This is a genomic window from Actinacidiphila sp. bgisy167 (assembly GCF_057707665.1).
Genome location: NZ_JBYIQP010000012.1, coordinates 90,304 through 112,466, shown reverse-complemented (window position 1 = coordinate 112,466; position 22,163 = coordinate 90,304). Strand labels below are relative to the sequence as shown.

The window sequence follows — 22,163 nt, the reverse complement described above, 5'->3', positions numbered from 1 at the left end:
TCGACGTCCCGCGATTCTCTGCCACCGTGGACGTCAAAGGCCTGTGCGGTGGGCGCGAGGGCCGTGCTCCCGGTCGCGGCCGCCGTGGGGTGGCGCGGGCGGGAGGCCTCTCGAGCGTGTCACAGCTCCTGACGAGACGCGGACGGCAGGCGGGCGCCCTCGAGGGCGCCGCCGTCAGGCGTTGATGCAGGCGTTGCCGGTGGTGAAGTTCAGCAGCGAGGGCGCGAGGGTGTTGATGCTGTTGCCGCACAGGTTGATCGGGACGTTGACCGGGACCTGGATGACGTTGCCGCTGAGCACACCCGGGGAGCCGACGGCCGCACCCTCGGCCGAGGCGCCGCCGCGGTCGAAGTCCTTGCCGCCGTCGCTGGCGAGGGCGCCGCCCGCACTGCCCATCACCGCGACACCGGCCGCAACGGTCAGCACTGCGGCCTTCGAGAGACGCTTCACGAGCTTTTCCTTTCCTTGTTCACTGGTTGTGCGGTCTGGTCAACGACGCTCGAGGCGGGGCGGATGCGGAGCATCACCCGAACAGCCGCCGGAACGGGGCGCCCAGGATGCTGAGCTGATAACCAGAAACCTGGGGGATCGTCAGATCTACTACCGGTCAAGGAGCTCCGCAGATGCGACCTTCCTTCCGGCGGACCGCCTCCGCCGCCTTGATGACGGCCCTTCCCGCCCTCGCCCTGGCGACGCCCCTGCCGAGCGCGGCGGAACCGCGGCCCGGTCCGCCGGGCGCGATCCCGGACCAGTACATCGTGACGCTGCACGACGGCACGGCGCCGCAGACCGTCCTCGAGGGGTTGGGTGTCCAGCCGTTGTTCACCTACCGGCATGCGATCGCCGGCTTCGCCGCCCGGCTCACCCCGGCCCAGGTGCAGAGGGTGCGTGCCGCGCCCGGCGTGGACGAGGTGGAGCAGGACGCGGTGGTCTCCATCCCCCTCGGGGAGGACGCCCCCGCCGACAGCGACCTGGAGCCTCCGTACCCCGGTGGCCTCCCGGGTGAGCCGACCGGACCCGTCGATTTCCCGCAGACGGCCACCGCCCCCGCGGCCCCGGCCCAGGGACCCGGGCCGGGACAGGGGCCATTCCCGGCGGGGCCGGTTCCACCCCCGGGGCAGGCGACGCCGGCACGGTCCGGCCCGCTACCGCCGGCGCCGGATCAGACGGTGCCGTACCAGCCGGCGCTGGGCTCGGTCGCCCCGGCGCCGGTCGCCCCGGAGCCCCGGACGAGAGGGCTGCGCGGCCTGGGCGGTTTCACGCCCTGGGGACTGACCCGGATCAACAACCGGGCCCTTGGGGGAACGGGCTTCGAGGTGCGTGCCACGGGCGCCAAGGTCACCTCGTACATCGTCGACAGCGGCATCGAGTTCTCCCACCCGGACTTCGGCGGTCGTGCCGTTCCCGGCTACGACGCGATCGGCGACGGCCTGGACGGCGGGGACTGCAACGGCCACGGCACCCATGTGGCCGGGGTCGTCGGCGGCTACTACACCGGGGTCGCGCGCAAGACGGCACTGGTGTCGGTACGGGTCTTCCCGTGCGTCGGGCGCACCTCCAACTCCGCGGTGATCGCGGGCGTCGACTGGGTGGCCGGGCACGCGAGGAAGCCCGCCGTGGCGAATCTGTCGCTCGCCGGGCGCTGGTCGCCGGCCGCCAACAGGGCTGTGGAGGGCCTGGCAGCCGCCGGGGTGTTCCCCGTGGCCGCGGCCGGGAACGACAACCTCAACGCGTGCTTCGTGTCACCGGCGAGCTCGCGGACGGCCTTCACGGTCGGGGCGATCGACCAGGAGGACCGCCGCGCCTGGTTCAGCAACTGGGGCACCTGCGTCGACATCCATGCACCGGGCATGGGCATCCTGTCGGCGTACCTCAACGGGAGCTTCCGCGACATGGACGGCACGTCGATGGCCGCTCCGCACGTCACCGGGATCGCCGCCCTCTACAAGGACACCCACGGTGACGTGTCCTTCAAGGACCTCAGCGCGTGGCTCACCGGTCACGCCGTCCGCAACGTTCCCATCGACGGCGGCTACGGCACCGCGCGGCTGTCGGCCTACACCAACGGCCTGTGACATGGCGGGGCCGCCGGAGGGAGTGCCCTCCGGCGGCCCCGGGAGATGGGACGGTCCGCGTCAGCCGTTGATGCAGACGTTGCCCGCGACGGGGTTGAGCAGGCCGAGCCCGTTCAGGCCGTTGCCGCAGACGTTGATCGGAACGTTGATCGGCACCTGGACGACGTTGCCGCTCAGGAAGCCGGGGGAGCCGAAGGCGAGAGCGCTGGCGTTGGCGCCGCCGCGGCCGAAGCCGAAGGTGTCGAAGCCGTAGCCCCTTCCGTAGCCCTTCTCGTAGCCCTTGCTGTGGCCGTAACCCTTGCCGTGGCCCTTTCCGTAGCCCTTGCCGCCGCCGTCCCAGCCCTCGGCGAGGGCGGTGGTGGCGGAACCGAGGACGAGGGCACCGGTGGCGGCCGTCAGGGCGACGGCCTTGGAGAAACGCTTCACTTCTGTTCCTTTCGGACTGGACGGACCAGAGGTCTTGATCTCATAACTACCCAATTTGTCCATGAATGTGCACTATCACCCGGATAGTGCTACCGGATGGCGCAGTGCGTGGTCGATCGTCAGCCCCGCCCTCCGGGACTGGCGTTCGGGTTTCCGCAGGACGAGGGGAACGGGCAAGGAGGCGCCGCGGTGACGGTAGGTCAGGTCGCGTGGACGGGCTTCTCCATCGCCCTGACGCCGCGTCGGCCGCTCCGTACGCGACCCGGCCCTTCAGCGCCGCACCAGGTGCCGGCGCATCGCGGCGATCCGGGTGGTGGCGCGTCGCCGGGGCGCGCGGTGCCGGCCCCTGCCCCTGTGCCGGACCTCCCGTGCGGCCGACGCGGCCGACGCGGCCACCGCGGCCCGGCGCCGCGGCACACCGGACTGCCGGGCCAGCAGCGGGGCCGGGGTGGTCAGCAGCATGGCCGCCGCCCAGGCGAGGGGCGCCGGGTCGGCGTGGCCGAGGGGGAACGCGGCGAACAGCGCACCGGCGAGCAGGGCCGCCCACAGCAGGGGGACCCCGAAGGCGGCGAGCCGGTCCGGGCGGGCCGGGCCGGTCCCGGCGTTCCTGCGCGGCGTGCGCCGCAGCAGTGCCCCGCCGAGGGCGGTCAGGTGGAGCGGGGCCGCCAGCGCGGACACCGCCGCCCCGGCGGCTCCGGAGCAGCCCCTCGGCCGGTGGGGGCTGACGTTGCGTCCGCGGATGCCCAGGCAGAGGGCGATCCGGAACGCGGCGGCGGTGCCGTGGAGGGCCAGCCACACCGCGGGGTCGAAGGCGGCCCCGGGGGCGCCCACCAGCAGGAGGAGGACGCAGGCGAGCACGGTGACGAGCCAGCCGAGCCCCGCGAGGGGGTAGCGGGTGGCAGCCAGCGTGTAGGTGAGCAGGCTGCCGGGGCGCAGCTTCCACGGGGCCTTCCAGAACTGGCGCAGGAGGGACTCGCAGGCGCCGCGGCTCCGGCTCCGCTGCAGGGCGAAGAAGTCGGCCCAGGAGGACGGTCCGCCGCCGACGGCCACCACGTCCGGGGTGTGCACCGAGCGCCAGGTGCGGCCGGTGACGGGATTGCGGCGGCTGTGGATCGCCAGCCCGGTGGCCAGGTCGCCGGCGGCGGAGTCGTAGAGCCCGCCGGCCTGTCGCAGCGCCGAGACCCGGACGGCGTTCGTGGTGCCGGTGAACAGGGCGGAGCCGTAGCGGTTGGCGGCCCGCTGGACGGACGCGTCGACGAGCAGGCGGTGGCTCTCGGCGGCCCTGGTCACGACCGTGCCGTGGTCGCCGTGGACCTGCGGGCCGACGACGAACGCGATGTCCGGGTCGCGGAAGTAACCGAGCGTCCGCTCGAGGTAGTTGGGCAGCGGGATCTGTCCGGCGTCGACGCAGGCGGTGAACTCGTAGGCGTCGCCGTGGGCGTCGAGCCAGGCGTTGTGGTCGCCGTGCCGGGTGCCGGCGCGGAAGGGGCCCTCGGGCCGGTTCCAGCGTTCGACGCCCTTGCGGGTGAAGTGCCGCACGCCCAGCGTCTCGCAGAGTTCCCGGACCTGCGGGTCGCCCTCCGCGTCCAGCACCCATACGTCGAGCGGGCCGTCGTGCCGTACGCGCACGGCGCCTTCCAGGGTGGCCCGCACCGCGGCCAGGGACTCCCCGGCCGGGGCTGAGGCCAGCAGGGCCACCCGAGTGCCCGGTACCGGGGCGACCGGGACCGGGTCGCGGGCGACCAGGGCGGCGTGGGCGTGGGAGGCGGCGGCGACCAGTCGGCAGAGCCCGACGAGCCCGAGGCAGACCAGCACCGCGACGTCGGCGGCGTACGCCCACTGCGGCACGGACTCGAGTGCCGTCCAGTGACGCGGCTGCAGCAGCCAGGCCGGCACACCCAGCGCGGCCAGGGGAGCCGCGACGAGCAGCAGCCGGGTGCGGGCCCGGTGGCCCTCGCGGTAGATCAGGGAGCGGTACCTGACCCGGTACAGGACTCCTGGCCGCGGCGGGTCGCTGAGAGCTCCGGCAAGTGTGCCGTGGCGCGCGTAGTCGTGGGGGCGGGGAGCGCCGGTGTCCGGCGCCGACCGGCCGTCGTCGCCGGTGGCCGGTGAGGGGACGAGCCCGCCGGTCCGGGCGGGCGTCTTGCGCATGCTGCTGGGCGTGATCGTCACGGCGACCCCGTAGGAGGAGGGAGGAGGAGAGAGGTGAAGGAATCACCGGAAGGTGCGAGTCAGGACAAAAGCCCTGATGGGCACTGAGAAAGTAGCAAACGGCCCTAGACTTGTCCGACAAGCCGACAATCGGCGTGGCGTGTGTGCGAGCGTTGCCCGCTTTACCCGGCGCGGATAGGCTGTGTTCGCGATACCGATCGCTATGCGAAATATCGAACAGGTGCCGGAGAGAGCGAGCAGAGATGGGACGTCTCGTACCCGCCGTGACCAGAGCCCTGGACATCCTGGAGCTCTTCCTCGAAGGCGACGGCACGATGTCCGCGCCCGAGATCACCCGCAGGCTCGGTCTGCCGCGCACCACCGTGCACGAGCTGGTGACGACCCTCGCCGCGCGCAGCTATCTGGTGCCGCAGGCCGGCCAGCCGGGCCGCTACCGCCTCGGCGTGCGCACGTACCAGCTGGGCAGCCGCTACGCGGAGCAGCTCGACCTCGCCGCCGAGGGCCAGCAGGTGGCCCGTGCGGTCGCGGAGACCTGCGACGAGACGGTGCATGTGGCGATCCTGGAGGGCGCCGACGTCATCTACATCGCCAAGGTGGACAGCACCCACGCGGTGCGGATGGTGTCGGCCGCCGGGCGGCGGCTGCCCGCGCACTGCACCTCCGTGGGCAAGATGCTGCTGGCCTCGCTGCCGCCGGACGACCTCGACGAACGCCTGCCGGGCGACGGCCCGCTGAAGGCGATGACCGAGCACAGCATCACCACGGCCGGCGAACTGCGGCGCCAACTGGACGCGGTGCGCGAGCGGGGCGTCGCCGTCGAGCGGCGCGAGTCCAACCCCGACGTCTCGTGCGTCGCCGCCCCGGTCCGCGACTCGGCGGGGCGGGTGGTGGCCGCGCTCAGCATTTCGGTGCCGATGATCCGCTGGAGCGAGGAGCGCCGGGTGGAGCTGGAGGAACTCGCCGTCAAGGGCGCGGCCGACCTGTCCGAGCGTCTCGGCTACCGGGGCGGTGCGCGGTGAGCGCCGTCGAACTGGCCCTGAAGGCCGGGGCGCGGCTCGGTGAGGGCCCCACCTGGGACCCGGTCGCCGCGCGGTTGCTGTGGGTGGACATCCTCGCCTCCCGGGTGCACTGGTACGACCCGGCCGGCGGAGGCGACACCGTGATGGCGACCGAGCAGCACGTCGGCGCCGCCAAGCCGCGCGCGGGCGGCGGCGTGGTGGTCAACCTGCGCGACGGGGTGGGACTGTACGACGCGGACGGCGCCTTCCGCTGGCTGCACCGCGACCCCGTCCCCGGGCGGCGGGGCAACGACGCCGCCGTGGACGCCGCCGGCACCCTGTGGGCCGGCACCATGCGCTACGACGAGGCGCCCGGCGGCGGCACCCTGCGCCGGATCGCGCCGGACGGCACGGTCGTGCCGGTGCTGGACGACGTGACCGTCAGCAACGGCACCGACTGGAGCCCGGACGGCTCCCTGATGTACTACGTGGACAGCCCGACCCGGCGCATCGACGTGTTCGACGTCGACCGCGACACCGGACTCGTGCGCGAGCGACGGCCGTTCGCCGTCGTCGAGGAGTCCGCGGGAGTCCCGGACGGGCTCACCGTGGACGCCGAGGGCTGCGTCTGGGTGGCCCTGTGGGACGGGGCGGCCGTCCGCCGCTACACCCCGCGGGGCGAGCTGGACCGGGTGGTGGAGGTGCCGGTGCGGCGGCCCACGGCGTGCGCCTTCGGCGGTCCGTCCCTGACGGATCTCTACATCACTTCCGCGAGCACGGGTCTTGACCCCCGGGAGCTGGCGGAGCGGCCCCTGTCGGGATCGCTGCTGGTGGTGCCGGCGGCCGGGCAGGGGATGCCCGATGTGCCGTTCGGCGGTGGAACCTGTGGTGGTTCGGGGTCGATTCGGGGCTGATCGCCGCCCTGAACCCGCATGTCCCAGGTTTCACAGAGGTTTCACGGGATCAACGGGCTTCTCATATGTACGTCGTATCGCTGCGTCCCATACGCTGCCCGGGCAATGGACTACTGCGCAGCCTGCCGACGGCACATCAACGGCGCCCTCTCTTGCCCGGGGTGCGGAACGCCCGCCCACCAGCTCAGCGAGCAGGGGCCCGCTGACGCGCCCGGGCGGGAACCCGCCACCGGCGACGGAGCGAACACCGGGACCTTCGAGGGCGGCCGTGCGGAGCGCCGCAAGTCCGGGGAGCGGGGCCCGCGCCGCTCCGGAAGCCGGGTCCGCACCCGCCGGGTCCGCGCCCGCCGCCGTTCACGGCTGCTGGTCGGCACTCTGGTGGGCGCCGCGATCGTGCTCGTCGGCTGGAGCGTGGCGGAACTGCCGCTCGCCGGCTATGTGACGGAGGCGAACTCGGCCGCCCCGGAGCACTCGCCGGCCGGCGGCGCCTCCCCGGGCACGGCCGCCTCGCCCCGCAGCGGCGCCTCCGGAGCCCCGACGGCGCCCGAGCACGCGGGCGCCACGGCGTCCGCGAGTGCCAGTGCGAGTGCGAGCGCCTCCGTGTCGCCCAGCGTCTCGGAGAGCGCCGAGAAGCCGCCGTCCCCCACGGTGTCGGTCTCCGCCACGGTCAGCCACACGCCCACCGTCCCCTCCGTGGGCGCCACCCCGGAGGACGACGGGGGCGGTTCTCCCACCTCCGCGGCCCCGCCGCACTCGGCGCCGGCCTCCCCGCCGGTCGCCCCGACGCCGCCGCCGAAGCCCCCGTGCAACCGTTTCCTGTGGTGGTGCACCTGACGGGCGCCGTGCCCGTCCCCCCCCGGATCCTCCGCCGTTCCGTTCCACATCCTTTGCGCGGCCGTGCTCCAGGTGCGGCCGCCGCTCGCCTCCGCCGGCGCTCCGGTGCGCGCGGGGACACGCCGACAGCGCTCTGTTTGACTTACTCGGATCTCCCGCCTCATGGTGACTTGAGAATCAAAAGTTTGGAGGCGTTCCGCATGCCCAAGAGTCGCGAATGGCACCTGGTCGCCCGTCCTCACGGGTGGCCGCAGCCGGAGGACTTCGCACTGCGTGAGACCGAGGTCCCCGCGCCCGGGCCGGGGGAGATCCTCGTGCGCAATCTCTTCGTCTCGGTCGACCCCTACATGCGCGGCAGAATGAACGACGCCAAGTCGTACGCGGAGCCGTACGGGCTGGACGAGCCCATGCAGGGCGGCGCGGTCGGCCGGGTCGTCGCCTCCGGTGCCGAGGACTTCGCCCCCGGCGACCACGTGCTGCACTTCCTCGGCTGGCGCGAGTACGCCCTGGTCAAGGCGAAGAGCGCGGTCAAGGTCGACCCCGGCCTCGCCCCGCTGAGCAGCTACCTGGGCGTGCTCGGGATGACCGGTCTCACCGCCTACGCGGGTCTGCTCCGCGTCGCCGCCCTCAAGGAGGGCGACACGGTCTTCGTCTCCGGCGCGGCCGGTGCGGTCGGCAGCCAGGTCGGCCAGATCGCCAAGCTCAAGGGCGCCGCACGGGTGATCGGCAGCGCCGGCTCGGACGAGAAGGTCGCGCTCCTGCGCGAGGAGTACGGCTTTGACGCCACCTTCAACTACAAGAACGGCCCCGTGGCCGAGCAACTCGCGGCGGCCGCGCCCGAGGGCATCGACGTCTATTTCGACAACGTGGGCGGTGAGCACCTCGAGGCGGCCATCGGCGCCCTCAACCTCCGCGGCCGGGTCGCCGTCTGCGGGATGATCGCCCACTACAACGCCACCGAGCCCGCCCCGGGCCCCCGCAACCTGTTCCGGCTCATCCAGAACCGGCTGCGCATCGAGGGATTCCTCGTCGGCGACCACTACGATCTCCAGCCGCTGTTCGTCGAGGAGGTCGGCGGCTGGATCCGGGAGGGCAAGCTGCGCTACCGCGAGACCGTCGTCGACGGCATCGAGAAGAACCTGGATGCCTTCCTCGGGGTCCTGCGCGGCGACAACATCGGGAAGATGCTGGTGCGTCTGCCGGAGTAGGGCGGGGCGGACGGTGACGGCAACGGGAGCGGAGAGAGGGCCGGAGCCGCAGGTGGCCGAACGCCCGCTCCGCGGCCGGAACGCACGCCGCCGGCCGTCCCCATGGCCCCTTCGACGCGGGCCCGTATCGCGCCGGCGTGCCGCTCGGCGCAGATCCGGGCCCCTCGGAGGGTAAGCGGCGCGCTGTCGCGGGTACGTAGACGGCGAGGTCCCGCACAGCCCCGTCGGCCGCCGCATCTGCCGGTGGCCGGGGGGCTGACCCCATACGCCCCGGGGAGGTCCCTGACAGCCTCTCCGGGGTACGGGCCCGCCGAGCCGGCCCGCGCCGCCGGCCCCGGTTCCGTACGCGCGGACCGGCGCCACCGCCGCTTCGGGCGTCCACCGCGGCGAGGAAGGGCGCCGTCCCGTTCTGCGGGCGCACACCGCCGACCCGGTACCGGCGGCCGCTCGGTGACGATGAGTCAGCTTCCGTGCGGTGCGGTCCCCCGGGCGGACCCCGTCCGATTGCGGGCCGCGGGCCAGGACACGACGCTCGTGCCAACCGCACCGCTCTCCAAGGCGCCCACCCCCAGGAGCCGCGTTGACCGTACGCAAGCGCATCCGTCCGTTCCTGGCAGGCGCGGCACTCCTCCTGGCCGGGTCGTCCATGATCCCGAGCGGCTCCGCGCGGGCCGGCGAACCGCCCGCACCCGCTGTCGCCGACTGCACGGTGAACGGCCGGCCGGTCGCCGGAAGCGCCGTCACCGGCGGCCAGGGTTTCGACGAGATCGACTGCCCGTACGGCGTCCCCGCCGGGGTGGTGGTCGCCGGGGGCGGCGGCATCGACGTCATCACCGTCCGCGGCGGCAACGCGGGGAGCGTCGACGGCGGCGACGGGGCCGACATGATCGAGATCAACGGCGGGAACAGCGGGCGCGTCGCGGGAGGCGCCGGCGGCGACCTGGTCGACCTGATCGGCGACGCCGACGCCAACTCCGGCATCGTCAGCGGCGGGCCGGGCGACGACGTGCTCTTCCTGCGGGCCGAGGACACCGCCGGCACCGGAGTCGTCACCGGTGACACCGGCTCGGACGTCTGCCTGTTCGACCCGGACCTCTCGGGCGCCCGCGACTGCGAGGTCATGGTCTGAACCGTACGGCTCGCGGTTCGCATACCCTGTCGCGCATGCGAGATCTCGCCGCCGGTATACGGCTCTTCGTGGACGGCCAGCGATGGGTGCTGCGGCACGGACGCTGGTTCGGCTTCGGGCTACTGCCCGCGCTGATCACCTTCGTCGGCTACGCGGCGGCACTGGTCGGCCTCGCCTTCTGGGCCGACGACGCCGCCGCCTGGGCCACGCCCTTCGCCGACGCCTGGGACTCGCCTTGGCGCGGCTTGTTCCGCGGGCTGCTCACCGCGGTCGTCTTCGGCGGCGGCCTGCTGCTGTCGGTGATCTCCTTCACCGCGGTGACCCTCCTGGTCGGCCAGCCCTTCTACGAGTCCCTCGCCGAGCGGGTCGACGTCTCCGAGGGCGGCGCCCCGGACGCGCCCGAGGTCCCGCTGTGGCGCGATCTGCTGCGCTCCGCCCGGGACAGTTTGCGGGTGCTGGTCCGGGTCGCGGCCTGGAGCGTCCTGCTCTTCGCCGCCGGCTTCATCCCCGTCGTCGGCCAGACCGTCGTCCCCGTGTTCGGCTTCTGCGTCTCCGGGTACTTCCTCGCCCTCGAACTCAGCGGCGTGGCCTTCCAGCGCCGGGAGGTGCCGCTGCGGGAGCGGATGCGCGTGCTGCGCGGGCGGATGGCGCTCACGCTCGGGTTCGGGGTGCCGCTGACCCTGTGCTTCCTGGTACCGCTGGTCTCCGTCGTGCTCATGCCGGGCGCGGTGGCCGGAGGGACCCTTCTGGCGCGGTCCCTGATGCCGCCGCAGGACGACCCGGAGCGCTCGCGCGAGGACCCGGAGCCGCGACCGGAGCCCGAGGCGCCCGTGCGGCCGCCGCTGGACCTGCGCAAGCCCTGACGTCCTCGCCGCCCGGACGACCGGCGCCGACGTGACCGGGTCGGCCGGCGGTGGCCGGCTCGGCAGGGTGAGGCAGGACACCGAGCGGCAGAACCGGCCGCTTCGCCTCGGCTGAGGCGGACCGCGCGGATCCGTCACCGGTTGCCTCCGAGGATGCCCCGGTCTTCAGGTCGGGGAGGAATCGGACCCCTGCGGAGCAGGGCAGGGGAAGAGCAATCGCCGTCAGGGCGATTGGTCGTCTGCCGGGACGTTGTCGCGCCCGACCTCCAGCCGGTGCACGATCTCGGAGTTGAGGGACCGTCGGTCGCGCTTGGCGACGGCGACGAGCCACGCGTGAAGGTCTGCGGGCAGGCGGAGTGTGATGCGTACTTCTTCATGATTCATGCCTCAACTGTAGTGGTAGGCTGGTGTCATGACGGCACGGCAGACAGTCGCGGAGGGTACGGGGCATGCCCGGTACACCTACCGGCTCCGCGTGTCGTCGACCGCCCGCGCCGGCCTGGAGGCCGAGTGGGCGCGCTGCCGGTGGGTGTGGAACGAGTGCGTGGCCATGTCCCGCAAGGTCCACGCCGCGAACCGCGCCCGCCCGGACGACAAGGTGACGTGCGGCCCGGCCCAGCTCGACAAGATGCTGACCGAAGCCCGCACCGCGATGTCGTGGCTGCGGGAAGGCGCATCGGTGCCGCAGCAGCAGACCATCCGCGACTTCGCCACATCCCGTGCGAAGGCACTCAAGGACATCAGGGCCGGGCTGCCGGTGAAGCAGCGCGCGGGCATGCCCAAACCGAAGAAGAAGCGGGAAGCGCTGCCGACGCTGAACTACACCACCCGCGGCTTCCGCCTCAAGGACGGGCGTCTGCACCTGGCCGGCGGAATCGTCCTGCCCGTGGTCTGGTCGCGCGGCCTGCCGTCCCCGCCGTCGAGCGTTCGCGTGTACCAGGACAGCCTCGGTCACTGGTACGCATCGTTCGTCGTCGTGACCGCAGTGCAGCCGCTCCCGGAGACAGGCCGCGTGCTCGGCGTGGACTGGGGCGTCAAGGAGACCGCCACCACCACGAGCGACGCCCACGACCTGCCGCACGCGCAGCACGGCAGGACCGCCGCGCAGAGGCTGGCCCGTTACCAGCGGATGATGGCGCGCCGTAAGCCCGCGCGCGGCCAGGCCGCGTCCAACGGCTACCGCCAGGTGCAGGCCCAGGCCGTGAAGCTGCACAAGAAGGTGGCGTGGCAGCGGCAGGACATCGCCCGCACATGGGCCAAGCGCGTCGTGACCGACCACGACGTCATCGCGGTCGAGGACTTCCGGCCGAAGTTCCTCGCGAAGACCACCATGGCGCGTAAAGCTGCCGACGCGGCGATCGGCGCCACGAAGACGGCCCTGATCGAGATGGGCCGCAAGCACGGGCGGGACATCCGTCTCGTGCATCCCGCGCACACCACCATGGACTGCGCGGCGTGCGGAGCGAGAACCAAGCACGCACTTCCTCTTTCGGAACGTACCTACACCTGCACCGCGTGCGGAGTCGTATCCCCCAGGGACAAGAACTCCGCGCGCGTGATGCTGGTCCGGGCTGGTCTCAACCCGGCTGGCGTCGAGGGCGTAAGACCTCCGGGGGCGCTGCTCCCGGAGGCAGCCTGAGCCAGGAATCCCCTCCCTTCAGGGAGGGGAGGTGTCAAACAGCTGAGGCCCGAGCGGGCCGAGGAGGCGCCTCACCACCGGGGGAAGCCCCTTGCACCGCTGACAGACCGGTTCGCCGTCGGGGGCGAAGCGGAGGGAACCGTTCCGCGCCCGCCGGGTGACCTTACTGCGGAGGACAAGCCCGCGAGGGGGAGGGCGTCATGGCGCAGCGCACCAACCAGTACGACGACAACCCGCAGAGCTACCGCGCCTATTGGGTGGGCCGCGGCTACGAGCACGACGCGGAGGTCGTCGCGTTGCGCCGGCTCCTCGACGGGCGGCACTTCGGCCACGCCGCGGACATCGGAGGCGGCTACGGCAGGCTCGTCCCCGTGCTGCGGGAGTTCGCCGACCGGGTCACGCTGGTGGACGCCAGCCGCAAGCAGCTCGACGACGCGGAGCAGTACCTCAAGGGGATCGCCGGGGTGAGCATGCGGCTGATGAGCGCGGGCGGCCTGGGCCTGAACTCCGAGAGCGTGGACCTTGTCACGATGATCCGCGTCATGCACCACCTGCCCGACCCGCGGGACGCCCTGACCGAGGTCGCCCGGATACTGCGCCCGGGCGGCACCGCCGTCATCGAGACCGCCAACCTCGCGCACGCCGCCAACCGGCTGCGCTACGCGGCGCACCGCAGGCGGGTGCCGCGGTCGCCGGTGGACATCCGCTCGCCGGAGAACCGCGAGCGCGACAGCATCCCGTTCGTCAACCACCATCCGCGCACGGTCGCCGCGCAACTCGAGGCCGCGGGGCTGCGCGAGGAGCGGCGGTTGTCGGTGTCCAACCTGCGCAGCACGCGGCTGAAGCGGGTCGTCCCGCACACGGCGCTGGTGCGGGCCGAGGGCGTGCTGCAGTCCCCGCTGGCCCGCGTGGGGTTCGGGCCGAGCATCTTCTTCCTCGTCCGCAAACCGGGCAGGGCTCTGCCGGCCTAGGACCGCCCCGCGGATGTGCGCCCCGCACCTTAAGTCCGTGCCCTCGGCGCCCGTCCCCGTGCGGCCGGGCGGTGGGCAGCCTCCGGGCCGTGCGGCGCACGGGACCAGGACCCGGTGACCGGGGGCGCCTGGCGGAGGCGGGCCCCGGTGAGGAATGCTCGGGGCGACCGACCCGTACCCGACCGCCCAGGAGGTCCCCCGCGATGCGGCTGCCGCTCCACCCCGGTGTACCCGCCGACGTACCGCGGCCCGAGGCCGAGGAACTGCGCCTGGAAGGGGCGGTGCCTCAGGAGATCCTGCGGCGCAGCGGTTTCCACACCGCGGCACCGCGGTTCGCCCGGGCGCTGGCGGAGGCCCGCGACCCGGCCGAGGCCGCCCGGGTCGTACGGCGGCATGGGCGCGCCCTGTGGCGGGCCGCGGTGGACCGGGCGCAGCGGCGCGGACCGGTTGAGGGCGACCTGAGCCACGACGACGACCGGCCGCTGTACTGGGCCCGGCTCGCCCTCGGCAGGGAACTGCGGCGGTGGGAACCGGCGTTCCGGTTGCCCGAGGCCGTCGGCGCGGCGCTGGCCGCCCGCCTGGAGCGCGCGTCCCGGGGGCAGGACGCCGACCGCCCGCCGGTGGCCCAGGGCGTCCGGCGCGTCCTGCTGACCGGCTTCGACCCCTTCCTGCTCGACACCGACATACGCCGCAGCAATCCCTCCGGGGCAGCGGCGCTCGCCCTGGACGGCGTCGTGCTGGACACCGCCTCGGGCCCCGCCCGTGTCGAGACGGTCGTCTTCCCGGTGCGCTGGGACGACTTCACCGTCGGCGCGGTCGAAGGCGTGCTGCGCCCCCGTTTCCGGCCCGGACCGCGCCGCGTCGACCTCTTCGCCACCGTCAGCCAGGGCCGGGACGGACGCTTCGACCTCGAGCGCTTCAACGGCGCATGGCGCGGCGGCCACCCCGACAACGCCGGCCTGTCCGCCACCGGCCCGGTCCCGGTCGCCGGCCTCGGCCGGCCGCCGCAGTGGACGGCGTCCACGCTCCCGTACGCGGTGATGGCGGCCGCCGGCACGGGCGCCTACCCGGTGTACGACCGCACCACCGTCACCGAGGTCCCCGCCGGGGCCGCCGCCCCCGTCACCCACGACGGCGGCCCGACGTCCGGTTCCGCCGCGCGCGCCGGGGGCGGCGGCGACTACCTCTCCAACGAGATCGCCTACCGGGCCACCCTGCTCCGGGACACCCTCGCGCTGCCCGCACCGGGCGGCCATGTGCACACCCCGGTGCTCCACTTCGGTCCCGGCAACACCGACCCGGCCACCGGTGAGGTCACCGACCCCGACGTCGTCGCCCAGCGGCTGGCCGTCACCGCGCAGATCCGCGCCCTCCTCGTCGCGGCAGCGGGCACGCTCGGCTGACGGAGCCGCACCAGCGCCGCCGAAGCCGGTCCGCGAGACGCCGGTCTGCGCGTCGGGCCCGGGGCTGCTGCCGCTGCTCGGCGGGCCTGCCGAGCGGTCGTGCCCGCCGCCGTACCGGCGGGACGCCGGTGACCGGTGCCGGGGCCTCCTGACGCACCCGCCCGCGCGGGCCGGTCGCTCACCGGCCGGCGCGGGCGCGGGTCACCTGGCGGGCGACCGGAACGAGTGGCTCTCCAGGGCCCTCCACTCGCTGCAGGAGCTCTTCCCGCCGGGGGCCTCGTTGACGGCGCAGTGCGTCTCGACGACCCGGCCGTCCCGGGTGATCGCCTTGACCCACACACCGGAGCCCGCGGCGGTCACCGTCGCGCCGCAGACACCGCGCGGATAGCCGCGGTTGCCGCTGAGGGAGTGCCAGACGAAGCGCCCGCGCGGGAGGGTGCGGCCGCCGATGAAGACGCGGCCGTCGAACACCGCGACGGTGATCTCCTGGTCGCCCCCGCGGAGGGTGGAGTCGATGCTGACGCAGTCGCCGGCGCGGCCGCCGAGGTTGCCGCCCTGGTCGTCGCGGGGCTGCTGCTGGCGCTGGTCGCCGCGCTGGTCCCGGCCCTGGTCGCGCTGGTCGCCGCGCTGCTCCCGGCCCTGGTCGCGCTGGTCGCCGCGCTGGTCCCGGCCCTGGTCGCGCTGGTCGCCGCGCTGCTCCCGGTCCTCGCCCTCGTTCCGGCCGTTGTCACCCCGGTCGGTCTCCCGGCCGCCCCGCTGGTCCGTGCGCTCGCGGCCGCCCCCGTCGCGGTCCTTCTCCTTCCCCCCGCCCTCGCCCTCGCCGTCTTCCTCTTCCTCGTCGTCGGAGGCCACGCTTCGCGTGCCCGGTGGCCGGGGGTCGTCCACGGCCGCCCTGGTGGCAGCCGCGCTGCTCATGCTGCCGGGGGTGGTGGCGAGCACGGGCGCCGTCGCCGCGGCCGCGGCGACGGCGAGTGGCACGACCACGCCGGTCAGCCGTCCGTACCGCCGGAACGTGCGCGGCGAGGGCGACCTGCGGTCAGGACTCATGGGTGACTCCTCGTCGGATGCGGAAGCCGCAGGGCTTGATCGACGGGATGCGTACCCACCGGTGCGCGCACTGTCCGCCGCTGTCATTCCGGTGGCCCCGTACGGCCGCGAAGGGTTCACCCCGTGCCGGTCCCCGGGTCGACAGACGGGGGCGGCCGGGGGGAGAATCCCCGGCCGCCCCCGTCCGTGAGGAGCGTGGCGCCGCTCAGTGGGTGTCGAAGGAGTGCACCGTGGTGGAGCGGTAGGTCTGCCCCGGCCGCAGGACCGTCGACGGGAACGAGGGCTGGTTGGGGGAGTCCGGGAAGTGCTGGGTCTCCAGGCAGAAGCCGTCGCCCTGCCGGTAGACCCGGCCCGAGGAGCCGGCGAAGGCCCCGGTCAGGAAGTTGCCCGTGTAGAACTGCACACCCGGTTCGGTGGTGGCGATGCGCATGACCCGGCCGGAGACCGGCTCGGTGACCGTCGCGAAGTGCTCGGGCGCGGCCGTGCGGCCCTTGTCGAGCACGAAGTTGTGGTCGATGCCCTGCCCGTAGAGGATCTGCTGGTGCGCGGAGCGGATGTCGCGGCCGATCGGCTTCGCCGAGCGGAAGTCGAACGGGGTGCCCGCGACGGGCGCCAGCTCACCGGTGGGGATCAGGGTGGCGCCGACCGGGGTGTAGCGCCGGGCGGCGAGCTGGACCTCGTGGTCGTAGACGTCGCCGTCGCCCTCGCCGCGCAGGTTGAAGTACGTGTGGTTGGTGAGGTTGACGACCGTCGCCTTGTCGGTGGTGGCCGAGTAGTCGATCCGCCACCGCGCGTCGGCGGTCAGGGTGTAGACGACCTTGACCTTCAGGGTGCCGGGGTAGCCCATCTCGCCGTCCGCGCTGGTGTGGCGCAGCACGAGCCCGGCGTCCGATCCCGCCGTGAAGCTCTCGACGGACCAGACCCGCTTGTCGAAGCCGCGGTCGCCGCCGTGCAGGCTGTTCGGGCCGTCGTTGACGGGCAGCTGGTACGTGTGGCCGTCCAGGGTGAACCGCCCGTTCGCGATGCGGTTGCCGTAGCGCCCGATCAGCGCGCCGAAGTACGGGCTGTTCGCCACGTAGCCGGCCAGGTCGTCGAATCCGAGGGAGACGTTGGCGCGGCGGCCGCGCCGGTCGGGCAGTTCCAAGGTCTGGACGGCGCCGCCGTACGAGAGCACCTTGAGGGTGATCCCGCCGTTGCTGACCGTCCAGATGTCGACCTTGGTCCCGTCCTCGAGGGTCCCGAAGTGTTCCTTGCTCACCTTGCTCCTGCCCGCGGGCCTGTGCCTGGCGTCGGCGGCCTGCCGCGCCTGGGCGGCCTTTCCGGCCGCCCAGGCGTTCGTCCCGCCGATCGCGGGCGCGACCGCCCCGAGTGCCGCGCCTGCGATCAATGTACGTCTGTCCACGTGCGGCTCCTTCGATAGGTAGCTGCTCTACGAACCGACCTTGCGCTTGTTCCAGACGTCGAAGCCGACCGCGGCCAGGAGCACCAGACCCTTGATGACCTGCTGGTAGTCCGTGCCGATGCCGACCAGCGACATCCCGTTGTTGAGCACCCCGAGCACCAGGCCGCCGATGATGGCGCCCAGCACCGTGCCGACGCCGCCGGTGGCGGAGGCGCCGCCGATGAAGGCGGCCGCGATGGCCTCGAGCTCGAAGTTGATGCCGGCCTGCGGGACGCCGGCGTTCAGCCGCGCCGCGTAGACCACGCCGGCGAGCGCGGCGAGCACGCCCATGTTCACGAAGACCAGGAAGACGACCCGCTTGTCCTTGACGCCGGAGAGCTTGGCCGCCGCCTGGTTGCCGCCGAGCGCGTACACATGGCGGCCGATCACCGCGTTGCGCATCACGAAGCCGAAGACGATGAGCAGCCCGGCGAGGATGAGCAGCACGATGGGCACGCCGCGGTAGCTGGCGAGGGTCAGGGTGAAGGCGACGACGCAGGCCACGATGGCGAGCAGCTTCAGCAGGAAGAAGTTGCGCGGCAGCACGTCCAGGTCGTAGGCGAGCTGCTGGCGGCGGTCGCGGACCTCCTGGACGACGGCGATGGCGATCACCACCAGACCGATGAGCAGCGTCAGGTTGTGGTAGTTGGTGTGCGGCCCGACCTCGGGCAGGAAGCCGTTGCCGATCTTCTGGAAGCCGCTCGGGAAGGGCGAGATGGACTGGCCCTCGAGGAAGATCTGCGTGCCGCCGCGGAAGAGCAGCATGCCGGCCAGGGTCACGATGAACGACGGGATCCCGACGTACGCGATGAAGTAGCCCTGCCAGGCGCCGGCGACCGCGCCGATGAGCAGGCAGGCGACCAGGGCCAGCGGCCACGAGACGTGGTGGTGGATGATCATCACCGCGGCGGCCGCGCTGACGAAGGCGGCGAGGGAGCCGACGGACAGGTCGATGTGACCGGCGATGATCACCACCATCATGCCGATGGCCAGGATGAGGATGTAGCTGTTCTGGCCGATGAGGTTGGTGACGTTCTGCGGTTTGAGCAGGATGCCACCGGACCATATCTGGAACAGCGCCGCTATCAGCACCAGCGCGATGATCATGCCGTACTGGCGCATGTTGCGCCGTACCGCCTGCAGCAGGAGGCCGGCGGCTCCGGCCCTCGGGCCGCCGTCCCCGACGGCCGCGGCCGTGCCCCCGGCGGGCGGTGGAGGAGTTGTGTCGGTCTTCACCGGGCTGCCCATCTCAGATACCTCGGTCCATGGTCATGTGGCGCATCAGCACTTCCTGCGTCGCGCTCTCGCGCGGGATCTCCCCGGTCAGCCGGCCCGCCGACATCGTGTAGATGCGGTCGCACATGCCGAGCAGCTCCGGCAGTTCGGAGGAGATGAAGACGACGGCCTTGCCCTGGGCCGCCAGGTCGTTGATGACCGTGTAGATCTCGTACTTGGCCCCGACGTCGATGCCCCGGGTGGGTTCGTCGAGGATGAGGACCTCCGGCTCCGCGAAGATCCACTTGCTGAGGACGACCTTCTGCTGGTTGCCGCCGCTCAGCTTGCCCGTGGTCTCGAAGACCGTCGGGGCCTTGATGTTCATCGTCGAGCGGAAGGACTCGGCGACCCGGGCCTCCTCGTGCTGGTTGACGACACCGCGCCGGGCGACCTTGGACAGGGCGCTCAGCGAGATGTTGCGGCTGATGTCGTCGATGAGGTTCAGCCCGTAGTGCTTGCGGTCCTCGGTGACGTAGGCGATGCCGTGGTCCACCGCCTCCGGGACGGTGCGGGTGCGGATCTCCTCGCCGTGCAGGTAGACCCGTCCGCTGATGCCGCGACCGTAGGAGCGGCCGAAGACGCTCATGGCCAGCTCGGTGCGGCCGGCCCCCATCAGCCCGGCGATGCCGACGATCTCGCCGCGCCGGACGTTGAGGGAGACGCCGTCGACGACCTTGCGCTGCTGGTCGATCGGGTGGTGGACGGTCCAGTCCTCGACGGCGAAGGCCACCTCGCCGATCTCCGGTTCCCGCTCGGGGAAGCGGTGGTCGAGGTCGCGGCCGACCATGCCGCGGATGATCCGCTCCTCGGTGACGGTGCTGCGGCCCTCCTCGTCGGTGGCCTTCATGTCGAGCGTCTCGATGGTCCGCCCGTCCCGCAGGATGGTGATCGAGTCGGCGACCCTGGCGATCTCGTTGAGCTTGTGCGAGATGATGATGCAGGAGATGCCCTGCTCCTTGAACTCCAGGATGAGGTCCAGCAGCTTGCGGCTGTCCTCGTCGTTCAGGGCGGCGGTCGGCTCGTCCAGGATGAGGAGCTTGACCTCCTTGGACAGCGCCTTGGCGATCTCGACGAGCTGCTGCTTGCCGACGCCGATGTCCGCCACGCGGGTGGACGGCGGGTCGGCGAGACCGACCCGCTTCAGCAGCCGCCCCGCGTGCCGCATCGTCTCGTTCCAGCTGATGACACCCCGGCTGGAGTGCTCGTTGCCGAGGAAGATGTTCTCGGCGATGGACAGGTAGGGCACCAGGGCGAGTTCCTGATGGATGATCACGATGCCGCGCTGCTCGCTCGCGCGGATGTCGCGGAACTCGCAGGTCTCCCCGCGGAAGAGGATCTCCCCTTCGTAACTGCCGTGTGGATAGACCCCGCTGAGCACCTTCATCAGGGTCGACTTGCCCGCACCGTTCTCACCGCAGATGGCGTGGACCTCGCCCTCGGCGACAGTCAGGGTGACGTCGGAGAGCGCCTTGACCCCTGGGAAGGTCTTGGTGATGGAGCGCATTTCGAGGACGGGTCCGGCCATTCCTGCTTTCCGTTCTCCTCGGGTCGGGGGACGTGGACGGCCGGGGCACGTGCCCCGGCCGCGGAGTTACTTGAGCTCGGACTCCTTGATGTAGCCGGAGTCGATGAGGGCCTGCTTGTAGTTGGACTTGTCGACGCTCACCGGCGGCAGCATGTAGGTCGGGACGACCTTGGTGCGGTTGTCGTAGCTCTTGGTGTCGTTGATCTCCGGCTTGCCGCCGGTCAGCACCGCGTCGCCCATCTGGGCGGCCACCTTGGCCAGCTCGCGCAGGTCCTTGTAGACCGTCTGGGACTGCTCGCCGGCGATGATCGACTTGATCGAGGCGACCTCGGCGTCCTGGCCGGTGACGATCGGCAGCGGCTTGTTGCCGGTGCCGTAGCCCACGCTCTTCAGCGCCGAGATGACACCGCGGGAGATGCCGTCGTACGGGGACAGGACCGCGTCCACGTCCTCGGAGGTGTACGACTTGCTGAGCAGGTCGTCCATGCGGGCCTGGGCGGTGGCGCCGTCCCAGCGCAGGGTGGTGATCTGGTTGAGCTCGGTCTGGCCGCTCTTGACGACCAGCTGCTTCTTGTCGATGTACGGCTTGAGCACGTCCATCGCGCCGTTGAAGAAGTACCTGGTGTTGTTGTCGTCCGGTGAGCCGGCGAAGAGCTCGATGTTGAAGGGGCCCTTCTTGCTGCCGTCCTTCAGGCCGAGCTTGTCGACGATGTAACCGCCCTGGAGCTGGCCGACCTTGAAGTTGTCGAAGGTCGCGTAGTAGTCGACGTTCGCCGTGCCCAGGATGAGGCGGTCGTAGGAGATCACCTTGATGCCCGCGTCGTGGGCCTGCTGCAGCACGTCGCTGAGGGCCGAGCCGTCGATGGCCGCGATGACCAGGAGCTTGTCGCCCTTGGTGATCATGTTCTGGATCTGGGCGACCTGGTTCTCGACCTTGTCGTCGCCGTACTGCAGGTCGGTCTTGTAACCCAGGTCCTCGAACTGCTTGACCATGTTGGCGCCGTCGGCGATCCAGCGCTCCGACGACTTGGTGGGCATGGCGATGCCGACGGTGCCGCCCTTCCCACCGTCCTTGTCACCGCCACCGGTGTTGTCACTCTGCCCGCAGGCGGTCGCGGTAACGCCGAGGGCGAGGGTGGCCACCAGCGCGGCGGCGGTGCGCAGACGTGCGGCTCTGGCGATGCGCATGGCTGATCAGATCCTTTCGGCGGCCAGGCGGGTGTCGGCCGCCTGGTCGGTGTCGGTCGCGATGTCCTGGGGGAAGCGGTGGAGCGGGCCCGGCAGCCGCGCGCCCAGCGGGGAGCGCCCGCCGTCCGCGCCGAGCCGGGAGAGCAGGTCGAGCACGAGGCGGCCGCGCCGGACCCGCTCGCGGGCGGTCGCCAGGGCGACCTCCCGCAGCTGGCGTCCGTACGGGTAGATGCCGGGTGCCTTGCTCAACCCGAACTTGAGGTAGATCGGAGCTCCGCGGCGGATCAGCTCCGCCGCGTCGTAGAGCCGTACAAAGCCGCCGAGGTCGTCCGGGGCCTCGATGTAGAAGTCCATCGGAGCCCGGCTGACCCGGCGGATCTCGGTGATCTGCTGGAGGGTCAGGTCGGAGGGGATGTTGACGGAGTCCGCGCCCAGCCGCTCCCACACCGCGTAGGCGGCCGGGTTGACCGGGCCGACCAGCGCCGAGACCTTGAAGGTGGTGTCGGCCGGCAGCAGCCCCTGCTCGCGCAGCCGGTGCAGCAGCCACAGCACGCCCTCGTCGGCGACGAGCAGGCAGCGCACCCCCAGGGCGGCCGCCCGCAGCGCGTCCTCGACGCAGCCGGCCACCTGGTCGTGGCCGCGGGCGCGCAGGCCCCCACCGCGGGAGTCGGTGCGGGTGGCGGCGCCGGCGTCCCAGGTGCCGCGCGGACCGGTGAACAGGCAGAGCTCGATGTCGCGTTCGGCACAGGCGGCGACCATCTCGGTGATCTCCGCGTCCGTCAGCATCCAGATGCCGCTGCCCTGGCTGATCCGGTGGACCGGGACGTCCAGCCGCTCGCTCTCCTCCAGCACGGCGGCCAGCACCTCCGGTCCTTCCACGGAGGGGATCTCGGTGCGCCAGGTGCCGCCGTCTGGGAAGGAGTGCGGGGAGGCGTCGGCCGGGTCGTCCGCCGGCGCGCCGTGACCGAGGAGGGCGAGCGCGTACTCGCCCGGCTGCCGGCGACCTGAGGCGGTGCCGGCCGTGCCGGGGCTCGGGGTGGGTGCGTCGGTCACGG

Annotated in this window: 20 protein-coding genes; 10 read left to right on the top strand and 10 right to left on the bottom strand. The window is 72.4% G+C overall.

Annotated elements, in window-relative coordinates; genetic code table 11:
- Positions 1-174: 174 nt before the first annotated feature.
- Positions 175-450, bottom strand: coding sequence for a chaplin (locus tag AC3ET4_RS07470; protein ID WP_431947218.1), 276 nt, complete (start codon positions 448-450; stop codon positions 175-177).
- Between the two features lie 173 nt (positions 451-623).
- Here AC3ET4_RS07470 and AC3ET4_RS07465 point away from each other — a divergent pair, with 173 nt between their 5' ends.
- A complete protein-coding gene (locus AC3ET4_RS07465; protein ID WP_431947216.1) occupies positions 624-2,075 on the top strand; it encodes a S8 family peptidase in 1,452 nt (483 codons plus the stop codon).
- A 60-nt stretch (positions 2,076-2,135) separates the two neighbouring features.
- Here the strand turns inward: AC3ET4_RS07465 and AC3ET4_RS07460 are convergent, their stop codons facing one another.
- A complete protein-coding gene (locus AC3ET4_RS07460; RefSeq protein ID WP_431947214.1) occupies positions 2,136-2,501 on the bottom strand; it encodes a chaplin in 366 nt (121 codons plus the stop codon).
- 270 nt (positions 2,502-2,771) lie between these two features.
- The gene (locus tag AC3ET4_RS07455) at positions 2,772-4,673 is read right to left on the bottom strand and encodes a glycosyltransferase family 2 protein (RefSeq protein WP_431947212.1); all 1,902 of its coding nucleotides are present in this window, start codon (positions 4,671-4,673) and stop codon (positions 2,772-2,774) included.
- Positions 4,674-4,915: 242 nt separating this feature from the next.
- Between AC3ET4_RS07455 and AC3ET4_RS07450 the strand changes: the two genes are divergently transcribed.
- The 6 genes from AC3ET4_RS07450 to AC3ET4_RS07425 all read left to right on the top strand — a co-directional run bounded on the left by AC3ET4_RS07450 (position 4,916) and on the right by AC3ET4_RS07425 (position 10,619).
- Positions 4,916-5,692, top strand: a complete 777-nt coding sequence (locus AC3ET4_RS07450) for an IclR family transcriptional regulator (protein ID WP_431947210.1) — start codon at positions 4,916-4,918, stop codon at positions 5,690-5,692.
- Positions 5,689-6,585 (top strand): SMP-30/gluconolactonase/LRE family protein, encoded by an 897-nt coding sequence (locus AC3ET4_RS07445; RefSeq protein ID WP_431947208.1) that lies wholly within the window; start codon positions 5,689-5,691, stop codon positions 6,583-6,585. The genes AC3ET4_RS07450 and AC3ET4_RS07445 overlap by 4 nt, the downstream gene beginning before the upstream one ends.
- Positions 6,586-6,690: 105 nt before the next feature.
- Positions 6,691-7,419 (top strand): SCO2400 family protein, encoded by a 729-nt coding sequence (locus AC3ET4_RS07440; protein WP_431947206.1) that lies wholly within the window; start codon positions 6,691-6,693, stop codon positions 7,417-7,419.
- Positions 7,420-7,619: 200 nt separating this feature from the next.
- Positions 7,620-8,627 (top strand): NADP-dependent oxidoreductase, encoded by a 1,008-nt coding sequence (locus tag AC3ET4_RS07435; RefSeq protein ID WP_431947204.1) that lies wholly within the window; start codon positions 7,620-7,622, stop codon positions 8,625-8,627.
- A 580-nt stretch (positions 8,628-9,207) separates the two neighbouring features.
- Entirely contained in the window at positions 9,208-9,756 is a 549-nt protein-coding gene (locus AC3ET4_RS07430; RefSeq protein WP_431947202.1) for a hypothetical protein, read from the top strand.
- A gap of 35 nt (positions 9,757-9,791) precedes the next feature.
- On the top strand, positions 9,792-10,619 hold the full coding sequence (locus AC3ET4_RS07425) for an EI24 domain-containing protein (protein ID WP_431947200.1): 828 nt from the start codon (positions 9,792-9,794) through the stop codon (positions 10,617-10,619).
- 222 nt (positions 10,620-10,841) lie between these two features.
- Here AC3ET4_RS07425 and AC3ET4_RS07420 read toward each other — a convergent pair whose 3' ends face one another.
- Positions 10,842-11,003, bottom strand: coding sequence for an Arc family DNA-binding protein (locus tag AC3ET4_RS07420; protein ID WP_431947198.1), 162 nt, complete (start codon positions 11,001-11,003; stop codon positions 10,842-10,844).
- Between the two features lie 28 nt (positions 11,004-11,031).
- Here AC3ET4_RS07420 and AC3ET4_RS07415 point away from each other — a divergent pair, with 28 nt between their 5' ends.
- The 3 genes from AC3ET4_RS07415 to AC3ET4_RS07405 all read left to right on the top strand — a co-directional run bounded on the left by AC3ET4_RS07415 (position 11,032) and on the right by AC3ET4_RS07405 (position 14,632).
- Positions 11,032-12,258 (top strand): RNA-guided endonuclease InsQ/TnpB family protein, encoded by a 1,227-nt coding sequence (locus AC3ET4_RS07415; RefSeq protein ID WP_431947196.1) that lies wholly within the window; start codon positions 11,032-11,034, stop codon positions 12,256-12,258.
- Between the two features lie 200 nt (positions 12,259-12,458).
- Complete coding sequence (locus AC3ET4_RS07410) at positions 12,459-13,229, top strand: class I SAM-dependent methyltransferase (RefSeq protein ID WP_431947194.1); 771 nt, start codon at positions 12,459-12,461, stop codon at positions 13,227-13,229.
- 203 nt (positions 13,230-13,432) lie between these two features.
- Positions 13,433-14,632 (top strand): pyroglutamyl peptidase, encoded by a 1,200-nt coding sequence (locus tag AC3ET4_RS07405; RefSeq protein WP_431947192.1) that lies wholly within the window; start codon positions 13,433-13,435, stop codon positions 14,630-14,632.
- A gap of 201 nt (positions 14,633-14,833) precedes the next feature.
- On the opposite strand, the gene AC3ET4_RS07400 is transcribed toward AC3ET4_RS07405, so the two are convergent.
- From AC3ET4_RS07400 to AC3ET4_RS07375, 6 genes are all read right to left on the bottom strand, one after another.
- Positions 14,834-15,679, bottom strand: coding sequence for a hypothetical protein (locus AC3ET4_RS07400; protein WP_431947190.1), 846 nt, complete (start codon positions 15,677-15,679; stop codon positions 14,834-14,836).
- A gap of 205 nt (positions 15,680-15,884) precedes the next feature.
- Positions 15,885-17,066 (bottom strand): aldose epimerase family protein, encoded by a 1,182-nt coding sequence (locus AC3ET4_RS07395; RefSeq protein ID WP_431947228.1) that lies wholly within the window; start codon positions 17,064-17,066, stop codon positions 15,885-15,887.
- A 42-nt stretch (positions 17,067-17,108) separates the two neighbouring features.
- Positions 17,109-18,368, bottom strand: coding sequence for a multiple monosaccharide ABC transporter permease (mmsB, locus tag AC3ET4_RS07390; protein ID WP_431947188.1), 1,260 nt, complete (start codon positions 18,366-18,368; stop codon positions 17,109-17,111).
- A gap of 1 nt (position 18,369) precedes the next feature.
- Positions 18,370-19,920, bottom strand: a complete 1,551-nt coding sequence (gene mmsA, locus AC3ET4_RS07385) for a multiple monosaccharide ABC transporter ATP-binding protein (RefSeq protein ID WP_431947186.1) — start codon at positions 19,918-19,920, stop codon at positions 18,370-18,372.
- A 66-nt stretch (positions 19,921-19,986) separates the two neighbouring features.
- Positions 19,987-21,108 (bottom strand): multiple monosaccharide ABC transporter substrate-binding protein, encoded by a 1,122-nt coding sequence (gene chvE, locus AC3ET4_RS07380; protein ID WP_431947184.1) that lies wholly within the window; start codon positions 21,106-21,108, stop codon positions 19,987-19,989.
- A 6-nt stretch (positions 21,109-21,114) separates the two neighbouring features.
- Positions 21,115-22,161, bottom strand: a complete 1,047-nt coding sequence (locus AC3ET4_RS07375) for a hypothetical protein (RefSeq protein WP_431947182.1) — start codon at positions 22,159-22,161, stop codon at positions 21,115-21,117.
- Positions 22,162-22,163: the final 2 nt, after the last annotated feature.

What these genes read in the sequence shown, in the direction of transcription:
- AC3ET4_RS07405 (WP_431947192.1), top strand. Translation starts at nt 13,433, where the DNA reads ATGCGGCTGCCGCTCCACCCCGGTGTACCCGCCGACGTACCGCGGCCC.
- AC3ET4_RS07415 (WP_431947196.1), top strand. Translation starts at nt 11,032, where the DNA reads ATGACGGCACGGCAGACAGTCGCGGAGGGTACGGGGCATGCCCGGTAC.
- AC3ET4_RS07420 (WP_431947198.1), bottom strand. Translation starts at nt 11,003, where the DNA reads ATGAATCATGAAGAAGTACGCATCACACTCCGCCTGCCCGCAGACCTT.
- AC3ET4_RS07440 (WP_431947206.1), top strand. Translation starts at nt 6,691, where the DNA reads ATGGACTACTGCGCAGCCTGCCGACGGCACATCAACGGCGCCCTCTCT.
- AC3ET4_RS07400 (WP_431947190.1), bottom strand. Translation starts at nt 15,679, where the DNA reads ATGAGTCCTGACCGCAGGTCGCCCTCGCCGCGCACGTTCCGGCGGTAC.
- AC3ET4_RS07465 (WP_431947216.1), top strand. Translation starts at nt 624, where the DNA reads ATGCGACCTTCCTTCCGGCGGACCGCCTCCGCCGCCTTGATGACGGCC.
- AC3ET4_RS07425 (WP_431947200.1), top strand. Translation starts at nt 9,792, where the DNA reads ATGCGAGATCTCGCCGCCGGTATACGGCTCTTCGTGGACGGCCAGCGA.
- chvE (WP_431947184.1), bottom strand. Translation starts at nt 21,108, where the DNA reads ATGCGCATCGCCAGAGCCGCACGTCTGCGCACCGCCGCCGCGCTGGTG.
- AC3ET4_RS07450 (WP_431947210.1), top strand. Translation starts at nt 4,916, where the DNA reads ATGGGACGTCTCGTACCCGCCGTGACCAGAGCCCTGGACATCCTGGAG.
- mmsA (WP_431947186.1), bottom strand. Translation starts at nt 19,920, where the DNA reads ATGGCCGGACCCGTCCTCGAAATGCGCTCCATCACCAAGACCTTCCCA.
- AC3ET4_RS07435 (WP_431947204.1), top strand. Translation starts at nt 7,620, where the DNA reads ATGCCCAAGAGTCGCGAATGGCACCTGGTCGCCCGTCCTCACGGGTGG.
- AC3ET4_RS07410 (WP_431947194.1), top strand. Translation starts at nt 12,459, where the DNA reads ATGGCGCAGCGCACCAACCAGTACGACGACAACCCGCAGAGCTACCGC.
- mmsB (WP_431947188.1), bottom strand. Translation starts at nt 18,368, where the DNA reads ATGGGCAGCCCGGTGAAGACCGACACAACTCCTCCACCGCCCGCCGGG.